Source organism: Brevibacillus choshinensis, assembly GCF_001420695.1.
GTDB classification, from domain to species: Bacteria; Bacillota; Bacilli; order Brevibacillales; family Brevibacillaceae; genus Brevibacillus; species Brevibacillus choshinensis.
In genome coordinates, this window is record NZ_LJJB01000010.1 from 2075626 (window position 1) to 2087727 (window position 12102).

Sequence of the window (12102 nt, forward strand, 5' to 3'; positions counted from 1 at the left end):
GACATGGCGAAAAGAAAACAGGCTACAGCTGCTCGTACCCGTCGTCGTGATCGCAAAAATGTGGAAGTCGGCGTAGCACACATCCGCTCCACATTCAACAACACGATTGTGACGATCACTGATCCACACGGAAACGCGATCTCTTGGTCCAGTGCTGGTTCCCTCGGTTTCAAGGGTTCCCGCAAAAGCACTCCATTTGCTGCGCAAATGGCTGCTGAATCGGCTGCTCGTGTTGCGATGGAACACGGCATGCGTTCTCTTGAAGTATCAGTAAAAGGCCCTGGTGCAGGTCGTGAAGCTGCGATCCGTTCCCTGCAAGCTACTGGTCTTGAAGTGAACATGATTAAAGACGTGACGCCAATTCCGCACAACGGTTGCCGTCCACCAAAACGTCGCCGCGTGTAACTGGTTTATATCGTTCAGAACATGTCCATACTAGAATGGTAAATTCTGATTTATAGCTTGTCATGCACGCAAACGGTAAACCGCCGGGGAAATTCCTGAGTGGGCACGTATGCGGCCCACCCAAGGATTTCGACGTTTTGAAGGAGGGTTTTGTTTAATGATAGAAATAGAAAAACCAAAAATCGAGGTTGTGGAAGTTAGCGACGACAACTCGTACGGAAAGTTTGTTGTAGAACCTCTTGAGCGTGGATATGGAACTACCCTTGGCAACTCGCTGAGACGAATTCTACTTTCGTCCTTGCCAGGCGCGGCAGTTCGTACCGTGCAAATCGATGGGGTTCTTCACGAGTTCTCTACGGTTGAAGGCGTCGTTGAAGATGTAACCGAGATCATCCTGAACATCAAAGGCTTGGCGCTGAAGATCCATTCCGATGAAGAAAAAGTAATCGAGATCGATGCAGAAGGCGAAGGCGTTGTCAAAGCGGGAGATATCCGTGCTGACAGTGATGTGGAGGTCTTAAACCCTGATCTTCATATTGCAACGTTGGCCAATGGCGGTCGTCTGCATATCCGCATGACAGCTGGACGTGGTCGTGGTTATGTTCAATCAGATGGAAATAAATCGGAGGATCTACCGATTGGTGTGATTCCGATTGATTCGATCTACACGCCGATCAAGCGTGTTAACTATCAAGTGGAAAATACCCGTGTAGGGCAAATGACCAACTATGACAAGTTGACCCTTGAGGTTTGGGCAAACGGCAGCATCAGTCCGGAAGAGGCCGTTAGCCTCGGCGCCAAAATCATGACGGAGCACTTGAACCTGTTTGTCGGTCTGACCGACGAGGCGAAAGATGCAGAAATCATGGTGGAAAAGGAAGAAGACAAGAAAGAGAAAGTGCTCGAGATGACTATCGAAGAGCTCGATCTTTCTGTTCGTTCCTACAACTGCTTGAAGCGTGCCGGTATCAACACCGTGCAAGAGCTGACGCAGAAGACCGAAGAGGACATGATGAAAGTGCGCAACCTGGGACGCAAATCTCTGGAAGAAGTACAAGAAAAGTTGGCTGAGTTGGGCCTGTCCCTTCGCAGCGACGACTAGAGACATTAGTATACCCGAAAGCACGCTCTGTTCTCTCGAGTAAGAGGGAGGTAAGAACATGGCACAACGTAAATTGGGTCGTCGTAGCGATGCTCGTAAAGCGCTGTTCCGCGACTTGGTAACTGACCTGATCATCAACGAGCGCATCGAAACTACAGAGATGAAGGCGAAAGAATTGCGCCCAATCGCTGAGAAAATGATTACGCTCGCGAAACGTGGCGATCTGCACGCTCGTCGTCAAGTATCTGCTTTCGTTCGTAAAGAAGTAGCGAACGAAGAAGGTCGCGATGCAGTTCAAAAACTGTTCGATGAAATCGCTCCTCGTTTCAAAGAGCGTAACGGTGGATACACTCGTATCCTCAAAACCGGCCCTCGTCGTGGCGATGCTGCACCGATGGCTTACATCGAATTGGTTTAATAGATCCATACAATCTGGTCGTTTCACCAAGGACATGGGACTTGTTCCCTGACCTGAAACAACCGCGAAAAGGGTGGGGGCAGATCTGGTCATAGGCTGGACTCTGATTCAACCCTTTTTTCCTTTATCTAGAGAAATATGAATTCTATTGTTTTGCTGCTCATTTCCCTGTGAAGGCTGGGGAGGATGTGAACGCCTCATGAATGAGGAGAGCTTGCTGGCATTTCGTAATGTTTCTTTTTCCTACGATGGGGATGAGGGACAGCGAGTACCGGTGCTTAAAAGCGTAGACCTGACGATCGAAAAAGGCACTTTTGTTTCCGTACTGGGACACAATGGCTCGGGAAAATCCACTCTGGCAAAGCTCATGAACGCTTTGCTTTTGCCAGAAGACGGCGTCATACTCGTTAGCGGTTTTGATACCAAAGACGAAGAAATGCTGTGGGAGATCCGCAGACATGTGGGAATGGTCTTTCAAAATCCGGACAATCAAATTGTCGGAGCTACTGTCGAGGACGACGTGGCATTTGGCCTGGAAAACATGGGTGTGGACCCTCAGGAGATGCGTAAGCGAATTGACGAAGCGTTGCTCTCGGTAGGGATGGAAAAGTATCTGATGGCACAGCCGCACCGTTTATCCGGCGGACAAAAGCAACGGGTGGCGATCGCAGGAATCATGGCGATGAGACCGTCTGTCATCATTTTAGATGAAGCTACTGCTATGCTGGATCCACAGGGGCGTCAGGAAGTCATGATGCTGGCTCGCCGTCTCAACCGTGAAGAGGGCATTACGATCATCAACATCACGCATTTTCCCGAGGAAGCTGTCTTTTCTGATCGGGTGACTGTTATGAATGCTGGAGAAGTCCTGATGGAAGGGTCACCGCATGACGTATTCAGTCAGGTAGAGCGACTCCAGTCAGCCGGGTTGGATGTACCGTTTTCCGTTCGAATACGGTATGCACTCGCTGCCAAGGGAATTCATCTACCGTTTGTACTGCACCAAGAGGAGCTGGTGGAGCACGTATGCAGATTACTTTTGACCAAGTAAGCCACTTGTACGGGAAAGGAACACCGTTTGAACGACTTGCCCTCAATGAGATTTCCTTGACGATTCCGTCAGGTTCTTTTGTTGGCATTATTGGACAAACCGGCTCCGGCAAGTCTACCTTAATTCAGCATCTGAACGGGTTGCTTGCACCGACTTCTGGCCGAATTCTTCTAGGAGACGCGGTCATAACACCTTCCCAGCGACTGCCTCATGCTCGACGAAAAGATATTGGTCTGGTTTTTCAGTATCCTGAGCATCAGTTGTTTGAAGAGACTGTAGCCAAAGACATCTCTTTTGGACCACTCAATTTTGATTTGCCAGCGGAAATGGTTGAATCACGGACGCGGGAATCATTGGAGATCGTCGGACTCGATTATGAAACGATAAAAGATCGTTCTCCTTTCCAGTTGAGTGGCGGGCAGATGAGGCGTGTTGCGATCGCGGGGGTACTGGCCATGCAGCCGAAAGTACTTGTATTGGATGAGCCGACAGCAGGACTGGACCCTTCCGGTCGAAAGGCGATTCTGGAGGGCATCAATCGCATTCATCGGGAACAGCAACTGACGACATTGCTGGTCACACACAGTATGGAAGAAGCAGCTCGTTATGCGGATTATTTACTCGTGATGGCGGCTGGACAAGTTGTCTTGCAGGGAACACCGAGTGAGGTATTTATGCAAGCTGATTTGTTGAAGCAACTGTCTCTCGATGTACCGGAAACAGTTGCGATAGTTTCCCTTATGAATCAATTGTTGCCGGACAACGCACATCTGCCACATTCCCTTTATCGGGAAGAAGAGCTGATTGACCATTTGCAAAAACGGCTGTCCGTGCCAAAGGAGAGTTAGGCATGCTGCAGAATATTGCGATTGGTCAATACGTGCCGGGACAGTCCTTTCTCCATCGTGCGGATCCACGGAGCAAACTGCTCTTTATCATCCTTTTTGCTACTTTGGTATTTTTGGCGAACAATATGGTAACTTACTCGGTACTCATCGCGTTTACGCTTTTTACGGCGTTGTTATCTCGACTCTCTCTCTCCTATATTTTGAAAAGCTTGAAGCCAGTCTGGATTTTAATCCTGTTTACGGTTGTCCTTCATATTTTCATTACAAAAGGTGGGACCGTCTATTATCAATGGGGAAGTTTCACGATTGAGCAAGAAGGCGTTCGACAAGCGATCTTTATTTCCTTGCGATTGGGACTTCTCGTCCTGATCAGCTCCTTGTTGACGTTGACGACCTCTCCTATTGACTTGACGGAAGGACTGGAGCGCTTGCTCGGCCCCTTTGGGAAGATTGGTGTTCCTGTACATGAGATCGCGCTCATGATGTCGATCGCGCTTCGTTTTATTCCGACGCTCATGGAAGAAACGGATAAGATCATCAAGGCACAATCAGCCAGAGGAGCTGATTTTTCCAGCGGCAACCTCGTTCGTCGTGCAAAGAATTTAGTTCCGATCGCGATTCCGCTGTTTATCAGCGCGTTCCGTCGTGCTGAGGAGCTCGCTTTGGCGATGGAGGCTCGTGGCTATCGAGGTGGTGTCGGGAGGACGAGGCTGAATAAGCTGGCTTTTTCCTGGCGGGATACATGCGTGGTTGTGGCAGGTGTTCTCTTGATGGTTGTGATAGGGTGGTGGCGTTCTTGAGAAGGCTCAAATGTGTCGTAGCTTACGACGGTACCGATTTTAGTGGCTTTCAGGTGCAGCCTGATCAAGTAACGGTACAGGGAGAGATCGAAGCAGCCCTGCAGCGAATCACGGGCGAGGAGGCCCAGATAGCTGGTTCTGGGCGTACCGATGCGGGTGTCCATGCGCGTGGTCAGGTCATTCATTTTGATACGGCTAGCAACATTCCATTGGAAAAATGGGGTTTTGTGCTGAACAATCAATTGCCTGACTCGATTGTGGTTCGCTCGATCGAAGAGGCGGAGACGACCTTTCACGCCCGTTTTGATGTACAGGTAAAGGAATACCGCTATTGTATCGATAACAACCCTGTAGCAGATGTATTTCGTCATCGGTACGCGGATCATATTCGCTTTCCGCTCGATGTAGAGGCCATGCAACAGGCTGCCCACCATTTGGAGGGGGAACACGACTTTACTTCTTTTTGCTCGGCGAAGACCTATGTGGAGGACAAAGTCCGGACCGTCTATGGATTGACCGTCGAGCGCTTGGGGAATGAGGTCTGGGTGACCTGCCGGGGGAATGGCTTTTTGTACAATATGGTGAGAATCATAGTAGGAACATTGGTGGAAGTCGGGCAAGGCAAACGTCAGCCCGATGAGCTTCAGGACATTCTCGTAGCCTGTGATCGGGAAATGGCTGGTAAAACAGCACCCGCTAAAGGATTAACGATGTGGGAAGTCGTCTACTAGCAATTCAATTTCCAATTAATAGAGCAGGTGTAGGCACTTGACTCTGACCCATCACATGTAGTACGATAATCCTTGGTATTTTAACCCCGCTAGCCCCACTCTAGCCCCGGGATTGAAAGACAAGTTCGTGATGAAACACCTGGAAGAGTTGCTCACCCGTTACGAAGCAATAACTTCCATTTGCAAGTTTCGGTTGTATTGGTTATAAGTAAATGTGAATGTGTAAGGTAAGATACTTAGGAGGGACAAACATGCGTACCACATATATGGCGAAACCGCTCGAAGTTGAGCGTAAATGGTACATCGTTGACGCAGAAGGTCAAACGCTTGGCCGTCTGGCTAGCGAAGTAGCTTCGATCCTGCGCGGCAAACTGAAACCTGAATTTACTCCTCACGTTGATGCTGGCGATTTCGTAATCGTAATCAACGCTGACAAAGTAAAACTGACAGGTAAAAAATTGCAAGACAAAATCTACTACACTCACTCCCTGTATCCAGGTGGTTTGAAAAAGACCACTGCTGGCGACATGCTGAACAAGAGACCAGATCGTCTGTTCGAACTGGCTGTAAAAGGCATGCTGCCTAAAAACAGCCTGGGACGTCAAATGTTCACCAAGCTGAAAGTATACGCTGGAACTGAGCACCCGCATGCAGCACAAAAACCAGAAGTTTGGCAAATTCGCGGTTAAGGTAAAGGGAGGAAATATACGTGGCACAAGTACAATACTACGGTACAGGTCGTCGTAAGCACTCCGTTGCACGCGTTCGCCTGGTTCCAGGTGAAGGTCGCATTGTGATCAACAAGCGTGAAATGGACACTTACTTTGGTTTGGAAACACTGAAATTGATCGTAAAACAACCACTCGTTCTGACTGAAACCCTCGGTCGTTACGATGTTCTGGTTAACGTAAACGGCGGCGGAACCACTGGTCAAGCTGGTGCAATCCGTCACGGCGTAGCTCGCGCTCTGTTGAAAGCAGATCCGGAACTGCGCGGCGCTCTGAAACGCGCTGGCTTCCTGACTCGCGATCCTCGTATGAAAGAGCGTAAAAAATACGGCTTGAAAGCAGCTCGTCGCGCACCTCAATTCTCCAAGCGCTAATTGCTGTTGCTGGATTCAACCCCTTGTCTGTTTACAGGCAGGGGGTTTTCCTTTGTCCTCATGGTCATAATTGGCCAGCTTTGTCCATATGATGGATACGAGAATGGGACAAAGGGGACGATACACGGTGACACGAAAAGGGATTGGCTGGATTTTGGCTTTCGCCTTACTGGTGGTGTTGTTCACCTATGAAACGCCTGATCGCTCCTCCTGGACGGCGTGGTCGCTTCCACTGGCTGGGACAGTGATTGCCATTGATGCCGGACATGGAGGGAAGGACGGAGGCGCAACATCTTCATCGGGAGACGTAGTGGAAAAGGACGTCACACTTGCGATAAGCATGTATTTGCGCGACTTTCTGCAACAGTCAGGCGCTTATGTCGTCATGACCAGGGAAGAGGACAAGGATTTGGCTTCGCCCGACGCGGATTCTAACCGGAAGCGCAAGTCAGAGGATATTCGCAATCGGGTCAAACTCGTCAACGAGAACACACCGGATTTTCTCATCAGTATTCACGTAAATGCGATCCCGTCGCCTAAATGGTCTGGTGCACAAACCTTTTACTCACCGGCTTACAAGAAAAGCGAAGAGATGTCATACCTCATCCAGGATGAGATCAAGCGTGTGATGGGGAACACAAATCGAGTACCCAGCAAGACAGAAAACGTTTTTCTCATTCGGGAAGTGACATGTCCGGCTGTATTAGTGGAAGTCGGTTTTGTGAGCAATACGCAGGAGGCCAAGCAGCTCCAATCGGTGGATTATCAAAAAGCAATGGCGAACGCGATCTACCAAGGGATTTTACGTCAATACTCTGGTGAAAAGGCTCTAATTACACCTTGAGGACTCGGGCTTCGTGTTCCTCGGGAGCGAATATGCTATAATGAACGCGCGAACATCATAGCTACAGGGTGGCATTCATTGAAAAGACAATAGATGAGGTGAACAAGATGTTGACCAAAGAACAAGTTCTTGAGGCACTGCGTGACGTAAAAGACCCGGAAATTAACCGCAGCCTGGTTGAACTAAATATGATTCGTGACATCCGTATTGAAGGCAGTACCGTCAGTCTCACCGTTGTACTGACTATTACAGGCTGTCCGCTGAAAGCAAAGATCGAGGACGATGTCATTGCTGCATTACGCGCATTGGGTGCAGAAGATGTTCATCTGCAGTTTGGAGCCATGACAGATGATGAACGTGCTGCTCTCAGTGCACAGTTGCGCGGAGGCGGAGCGGGACAGACTCACAATATGACGCCCGGACAAGCACCTGTACTCAATCCCATTTTGGACAAGAATTCCAAAACAACTTTTATCGCAGTTACTTCCGGAAAAGGTGGCGTAGGGAAATCGACCGTTACCGTCAATCTGGCTGTTGCGTTAGCTCGCATGGGCAAAAAGGTCGGAATCATTGATGCGGATATTTACGGCTTTAGTGTTCCCGATATGATGAACATCGAACAGCGTCCGACGGTTATCGGGGAAACCATCCTGCCTGTAGAACGAATGAACGTAAAAGTTATGTCTATGGGCTTTTTTGTAGAAGACAACTCCCCGATTATTTGGAGAGGTCCGATGCTGGGTAAAATGCTGCGCAATTTCTTCTCCGAAGTTCATTGGGGGGAAGAACTGGATTACTTGCTGCTGGACTTGCCTCCAGGAACAGGGGATATGGCGCTGGACGTTCATACGATGATCCCGCAAAGCATGGAAATCGTCGTGACAACACCTCACGCGACGGCTGCCTTTGTTGCTGCTCGCGCTGGAGCCATGGCAAAGCGTACGGGACATGAAATTCTCGGGATCGTGGAAAACATGGCTTGGTACGAAGCAAAAGATGGTTCAAAGGAATACGTGTTTGGACGTGGTGGAGGTGCCAAACTGGCAGAAACGCTTACAAGCGAGCTGCTGGCACAAATTCCGTTGGGACAGCCTGACAACCATCCATCTGAACCCGATTACTCTCCATCAATTTACCGGGAGCAATCAGCAATCGGACAGATCTACATGGATATGGCGAAACGCGTCGCTGAGAAATGCGAAAGCGCAGTTAAACAATAAAAAGAAAACAAAAAGGTGGGCTCCTTCAAAAGAGCTCACCTTTTTCACGGATAGGAATTTATAAGCTCGATCGCTTATAATTCCGGGGCGTATGGAGAAGCGCCTCAGCGTCCGCTTATTACTTTGTGGAACTCTGCCCTCCGCCTCCACCGCTCTTTTTGCCTTTGTTTTTCTTTGGTTTAAGCTCTTTTGGTTTGGTCATTTCCTCTTGAACTTTGGTCATAAGCTTCATCATTTCCTCCTGAAACAGAGGGCTTTTCATGGATTCCTTCATAACCTGCATGGTTTGTTGACGGTATGCGGAACTTTTCATGAGATCCATCAGGTTTTTTTCAAACTCGGGATCCTTCATCACGCTGATGAGCTCTTTTTGGTAGTCCGGATCCTTCATTAAGTCCTTCATAAGTGTCTTTTGCTCATTTTTCATGGACTTGGCTAACGTGCTGGCGAATTTAGGATCTTTGAATGCGTCTTTGATCTGCGTGCTTTTTGGATCAGTCAAACTTTGAATCAAGGTAGTGCGCACAGTGGATTCGTCCATCACGACATTTTGCTTGAACTTTTCGTCCTTCATCATTTTTTCAACCGATTTTTTGGCTTCGTCGGTCTGCAAAATGTCCAGCACCATGTCTTTCGTGCTTTTATAATCAGGCTGAGACGTACTTTTTGCTCCGCCGCTTGATGAGCAACTCGTCATGAGCAGACAGACAGCTAGTGATAGCCAAAAAGCCATTGCCTTTTTTCCCATGGGGTGGACACCTCCTTCTTTACTCTGCCTACAAGTAACGTGTGCATTTTGTTTTGTTCTTACGCTAGTATTTTCTTGCATGCATTGGTACAATCATATTCGATGTGGATGGGAGGGAATGTTTGGTGAGTTTGCGTAAGTATGGCTGGCTTTTTTTCACTACCCTACTGCTTGGCGGATTGGGTGGTGCATTAGTCGCCTTTATTTTTGACTTGGAAAAATTGACGGAAAGCAGTGCAGGCAACTTTTTTGTAGGCACTCTTATGTACGTGTTGTATGGGATGACCATCAGTATTGTGGCCCAAATGGGTTTTTTTGCGTATATGACGATTAATTATTTTGCGAAGACCATCTTTAAAACGCCTGCGATGTGGAAAAGTGTCCAAGTGTTTCTCGTCGTCTTTGTATTTTTTGATATGATTTATCTGCGCTATACCTCACTGGGGGATGGCGGATCCATTGGGCCTTTTCTCGTTGAACCGATCCTTTTGCTGATTGTAGCGGTGGTAACGGCTTTTGGAAAATCAAATTTGACCAACCGTACCGCATGGATTCCTACGTTGTTCTTTATGTTCGTCGTCACAGCGCTTGAGTGGATTCCAGCACTCAAAGAAGTCGATGTCCATTCCACGTTGTCCATGCTGGTTCCTTTATTGTTTTGCAACGTCTGGCAAGTCATGCAATTACATCGTCTTGTAAAAAGAGAAAGCTGACCCAAAGTAGGTCAGCTTTTTTGTATGTAGCTGGATAGGAATTAATGGATCTCTTTGCTCTTCACGTCCGTACCTGTGATGAGCTCAGATACGGTGACGAATTCATAGCCTTGCTGGCGTAGCTTGTCGATGATGACGGGGAGAGCTAAATGCGTTTCTTTGCAGGAGTCGCTCGCGTGCATCAGAATAATATCACCAGGGTGAGCTTTTGATAATACGTTGTTGATGATAGTCTCTGTACCTGGATTCATCCAATCCTTGGAGTCTGTGTCCCATTGGATGACGGAATACCCCATGCCACCGGCGATTTGCAAGACGCGTTTGTCGAAATCCCCATTGGGCATCCGGATCAGGTTTGGCTTTTTACCCGTCATTTCGGTGAGAATGGTGTCCGCCTTACCGATCTGGGAGCGGATTTCTTCATCCGAGTATTTGCTGTAATTATCATGCTTGTGTCCGTGTGAGCCAATTTCGAAGCCGTCTTCTTTAATGCGTTTGACGATTTCAGGATGACGTTGACTCCACGGAGAAGATAAAAACAAAGTAGCCTTGGTCACATTCTTTTCCTTCAGAATATCTAGGATGGGTACCGTGCGCGTTTCTCCCCAGCTGATGTCGAATGTCAGGGCGATCTTTTTCTCTTTGGTGTCTACTTTGTAGATGGCTTGTGGAGCTTGATTTCCACCTGAAAAGGCCGCGATCGTATCACGCTCAGCATAGCCAATTCCCGCAGTCAACAGTATGGCTGTTACAATGATCAGAATTTGTTTCAAGCGTTGTGCACTCACTACGTAGATCCATCTCATGGAAAAGCACCTCCTTTGTCCGATAACAGTTTATGCATGTAAGACAAGGATATTCTTTGGCCTGTTGGCTATTGTTGAGGTACAATGCATATAGTGGTAGTACCAGGCTGTAAAAGGAGCGTGGCTCATGAAAAATCATTTGCGGCGGTTGTGGTTGGACAATAGACGGTTCTTCCTGGCCGCATGTTTGCTGTTTATTGGTGGCGGACTAATTGGATATTTGCAGGCACCCATGGTGGAGTCAATGGTGAGTGAACTCATGGGGCAGCTGAAGGAAATTGTGGATCGGATTAAAGAAAGTGGTGGCGGTGTATTCGCTACATTTTGGATGATTTTCTCCAATAACGTTGTCAGTGCTTTGATGATGATGGCACTGGGATTGTTCTTTGCATTCTTTCCCATAATTGGATTGGTGGCCAACGGAATTTTGTTGGGCTTCATCCTTTCCAAATCCGTAGGGGTTAGCCCTTGGCTAATGTTTGGCGCAGGAATTTTGCCGCATGGAATCTTTGAGCTACCAGCAGTGCTTTTTGCAGCGGGCATTGGGATCCGCTTGGGGCTGTTGAGCTTCCGGTCCGTAGGTGTTCTATTTCAACCACACAAGGTAGATCGTTTGAAAAATGACTGGTATGATACTCTGAAGCAATTTCCAGTTGCCGTGATCACTGTGATTGTATTGTTACTGATTGCAGCGATTGTAGAAAGCTCTATTACTCCGTTTATCATTAATGGATTGATAGGAGACCAAATGAAAATAAACGTGATGAAATAATTTTTGTGTGAGAAATAGTGAAAATATTGAAGCCTTCCTAAACGGAGGGCTTTTATTTTTGAATAGGGTTGAATTCCCTTGGAAAGGATAGAGGGGAGACTCGTTAGGCGGAGGTCGATTTCATTGCTAGGGTTTTTGTTTAACACGAAAGAAGTTCAAGAACTGGAGTATCTGATAAAGCGGGAATTGGAAGAGATGCTGCTGGACTTTAGTGATAAACGTATCGATTATTTGGTAAAGCGTGCGATGGAGGAACGGTACTCGATTATGTTTCGGATGTACGCTAGAATAGCCTCTCCCAATGAGCTTTCGAAGTACGTGAGACGCAGAAAAATAGGGGACGAAAATTTCACCTGAAATTTTTTTAAAAAACGTATTGACTCCAAGATAGGGAACGTGATAGATTAGTTCTTGTCCTTAAGACGGCGTAACAAATACGATGAGGCTTGAGGGCGTTAGAACAACATGATTGCTCCTTGAAAACTGAACAGCGAAAGCGTTGATGAGTCTATCATTAAATGATTTGCCAGCTTTGAACCAGA

16 protein-coding genes are annotated in these 12102 nt (G+C 47.7%); 14 read left to right on the forward strand and 2 right to left on the reverse strand.

All coding sequences use genetic code 11. The annotated features are described in order from the left end of the window. Positions 1-3 precede the first annotated feature (3 nt). The 11 genes from rpsK to AN963_RS20125 all read left to right on the forward strand — a co-directional run bounded on the left by rpsK (position 4) and on the right by AN963_RS20125 (position 8521). Positions 4-405: a 30S ribosomal protein S11 gene (gene rpsK / locus AN963_RS20075; RefSeq protein WP_055746228.1), complete on the forward strand. Its 402-nt coding sequence runs from the start codon at positions 4-6 to the stop codon at positions 403-405. Between the two features lie 157 nt (positions 406-562). Next, positions 563-1507: a DNA-directed RNA polymerase subunit alpha gene (locus tag AN963_RS20080; RefSeq protein ID WP_049742248.1), complete on the forward strand. Its 945-nt coding sequence runs from the start codon at positions 563-565 to the stop codon at positions 1505-1507. Between the two features lie 58 nt (positions 1508-1565). After that, complete coding sequence (gene rplQ, locus AN963_RS20085) at positions 1566-1925, forward strand: 50S ribosomal protein L17 (RefSeq protein WP_055746229.1); 360 nt, start codon at positions 1566-1568, stop codon at positions 1923-1925. Between the two features lie 199 nt (positions 1926-2124). Further along, positions 2125-2976: an energy-coupling factor transporter ATPase gene (locus AN963_RS20090; protein WP_055746230.1), complete on the forward strand. Its 852-nt coding sequence runs from the start codon at positions 2125-2127 to the stop codon at positions 2974-2976. Further along, positions 2952-3824 (forward strand): energy-coupling factor transporter ATPase, encoded by an 873-nt coding sequence (locus AN963_RS20095; RefSeq protein WP_055746379.1) that lies wholly within the window; start codon positions 2952-2954, stop codon positions 3822-3824. The genes AN963_RS20090 and AN963_RS20095 overlap by 25 nt, the downstream gene beginning before the upstream one ends. Positions 3825-3826: 2 nt before the next feature. Beyond that, positions 3827-4624: an energy-coupling factor transporter transmembrane component T family protein gene (locus tag AN963_RS20100; RefSeq protein ID WP_055746231.1), complete on the forward strand. Its 798-nt coding sequence runs from the start codon at positions 3827-3829 to the stop codon at positions 4622-4624. Next, on the forward strand, positions 4621-5355 hold the full coding sequence (gene truA / locus AN963_RS20105; RefSeq protein WP_055746232.1) for a tRNA pseudouridine(38-40) synthase TruA: 735 nt from the start codon (positions 4621-4623) through the stop codon (positions 5353-5355). Before AN963_RS20100 ends, truA begins: the two co-directional genes overlap by 4 nt. A gap of 251 nt (positions 5356-5606) precedes the next feature. Further along, positions 5607-6044: a 50S ribosomal protein L13 gene (gene rplM / locus AN963_RS20110; RefSeq protein ID WP_055746233.1), complete on the forward strand. Its 438-nt coding sequence runs from the start codon at positions 5607-5609 to the stop codon at positions 6042-6044. Between the two features lie 20 nt (positions 6045-6064). After that, the gene (gene rpsI / locus AN963_RS20115) at positions 6065-6457 is read left to right on the forward strand and encodes a 30S ribosomal protein S9 (RefSeq protein WP_005828788.1); all 393 of its coding nucleotides are present in this window, start codon (positions 6065-6067) and stop codon (positions 6455-6457) included. A gap of 127 nt (positions 6458-6584) precedes the next feature. Then, complete coding sequence (gene cwlD / locus AN963_RS20120; protein ID WP_269084400.1) at positions 6585-7301, forward strand: N-acetylmuramoyl-L-alanine amidase CwlD; 717 nt, start codon at positions 6585-6587, stop codon at positions 7299-7301. Between the two features lie 107 nt (positions 7302-7408). Continuing rightward, positions 7409-8521, forward strand: a complete 1113-nt coding sequence (locus tag AN963_RS20125; protein WP_055746234.1) for a P-loop NTPase — start codon at positions 7409-7411, stop codon at positions 8519-8521. Positions 8522-8639: 118 nt separating this feature from the next. On the opposite strand, the gene gerD is transcribed toward AN963_RS20125, so the two are convergent. Beyond that, a complete protein-coding gene (gerD, locus tag AN963_RS20130) occupies positions 8640-9269 on the reverse strand; it encodes a spore germination lipoprotein GerD (protein WP_055746235.1) in 630 nt (209 codons plus the stop codon). Between the two features lie 125 nt (positions 9270-9394). Between gerD and AN963_RS20135 the strand changes: the two genes are divergently transcribed. Further along, entirely contained in the window at positions 9395-9982 is a 588-nt protein-coding gene (locus tag AN963_RS20135) for a KinB-signaling pathway activation protein (protein ID WP_055746236.1), read from the forward strand. Positions 9983-10023: 41 nt separating this feature from the next. Here the strand turns inward: AN963_RS20135 and pdaB are convergent, their stop codons facing one another. After that, the gene (pdaB, locus tag AN963_RS20140) at positions 10024-10788 is read right to left on the reverse strand and encodes a polysaccharide deacetylase family sporulation protein PdaB (protein WP_055746237.1); all 765 of its coding nucleotides are present in this window, start codon (positions 10786-10788) and stop codon (positions 10024-10026) included. Positions 10789-10915: 127 nt separating this feature from the next. Between pdaB and AN963_RS20145 the strand changes: the two genes are divergently transcribed. Both AN963_RS20145 and AN963_RS20150 read left to right on the forward strand, forming a co-directional pair. Next, complete coding sequence (locus AN963_RS20145; RefSeq protein ID WP_055746238.1) at positions 10916-11560, forward strand: stage II sporulation protein M; 645 nt, start codon at positions 10916-10918, stop codon at positions 11558-11560. 123 nt (positions 11561-11683) lie between these two features. Further along, complete coding sequence (locus AN963_RS20150; RefSeq protein WP_055746239.1) at positions 11684-11917, forward strand: hypothetical protein; 234 nt, start codon at positions 11684-11686, stop codon at positions 11915-11917. The last annotated feature ends 185 nt before the right edge of the window (positions 11918-12102 follow it).

Coding starts and splice junctions, on each gene's coding strand:
- rpsK (WP_055746228.1), top strand. CDS start 4: ATGGCGAAAAGAAAACAGGCTACAGCTGCTCGTACCCGTCGTCGTGAT.
- AN963_RS20080 (WP_049742248.1), top strand. CDS start 563: ATGATAGAAATAGAAAAACCAAAAATCGAGGTTGTGGAAGTTAGCGAC.
- rplQ (WP_055746229.1), top strand. CDS start 1,566: ATGGCACAACGTAAATTGGGTCGTCGTAGCGATGCTCGTAAAGCGCTG.
- AN963_RS20090 (WP_055746230.1), top strand. CDS start 2,125: ATGAATGAGGAGAGCTTGCTGGCATTTCGTAATGTTTCTTTTTCCTAC.
- AN963_RS20095 (WP_055746379.1), top strand. CDS start 2,952: ATGCAGATTACTTTTGACCAAGTAAGCCACTTGTACGGGAAAGGAACA.
- AN963_RS20100 (WP_055746231.1), top strand. CDS start 3,827: ATGCTGCAGAATATTGCGATTGGTCAATACGTGCCGGGACAGTCCTTT.
- rplM (WP_055746233.1), top strand. CDS start 5,607: ATGCGTACCACATATATGGCGAAACCGCTCGAAGTTGAGCGTAAATGG.
- AN963_RS20125 (WP_055746234.1), top strand. CDS start 7,409: ATGTTGACCAAAGAACAAGTTCTTGAGGCACTGCGTGACGTAAAAGAC.
- gerD (WP_055746235.1), bottom strand. CDS start 9,269: ATGGGAAAAAAGGCAATGGCTTTTTGGCTATCACTAGCTGTCTGTCTG.
- pdaB (WP_055746237.1), bottom strand. CDS start 10,788: ATGAGATGGATCTACGTAGTGAGTGCACAACGCTTGAAACAAATTCTG.
- AN963_RS20145 (WP_055746238.1), top strand. CDS start 10,916: ATGAAAAATCATTTGCGGCGGTTGTGGTTGGACAATAGACGGTTCTTC.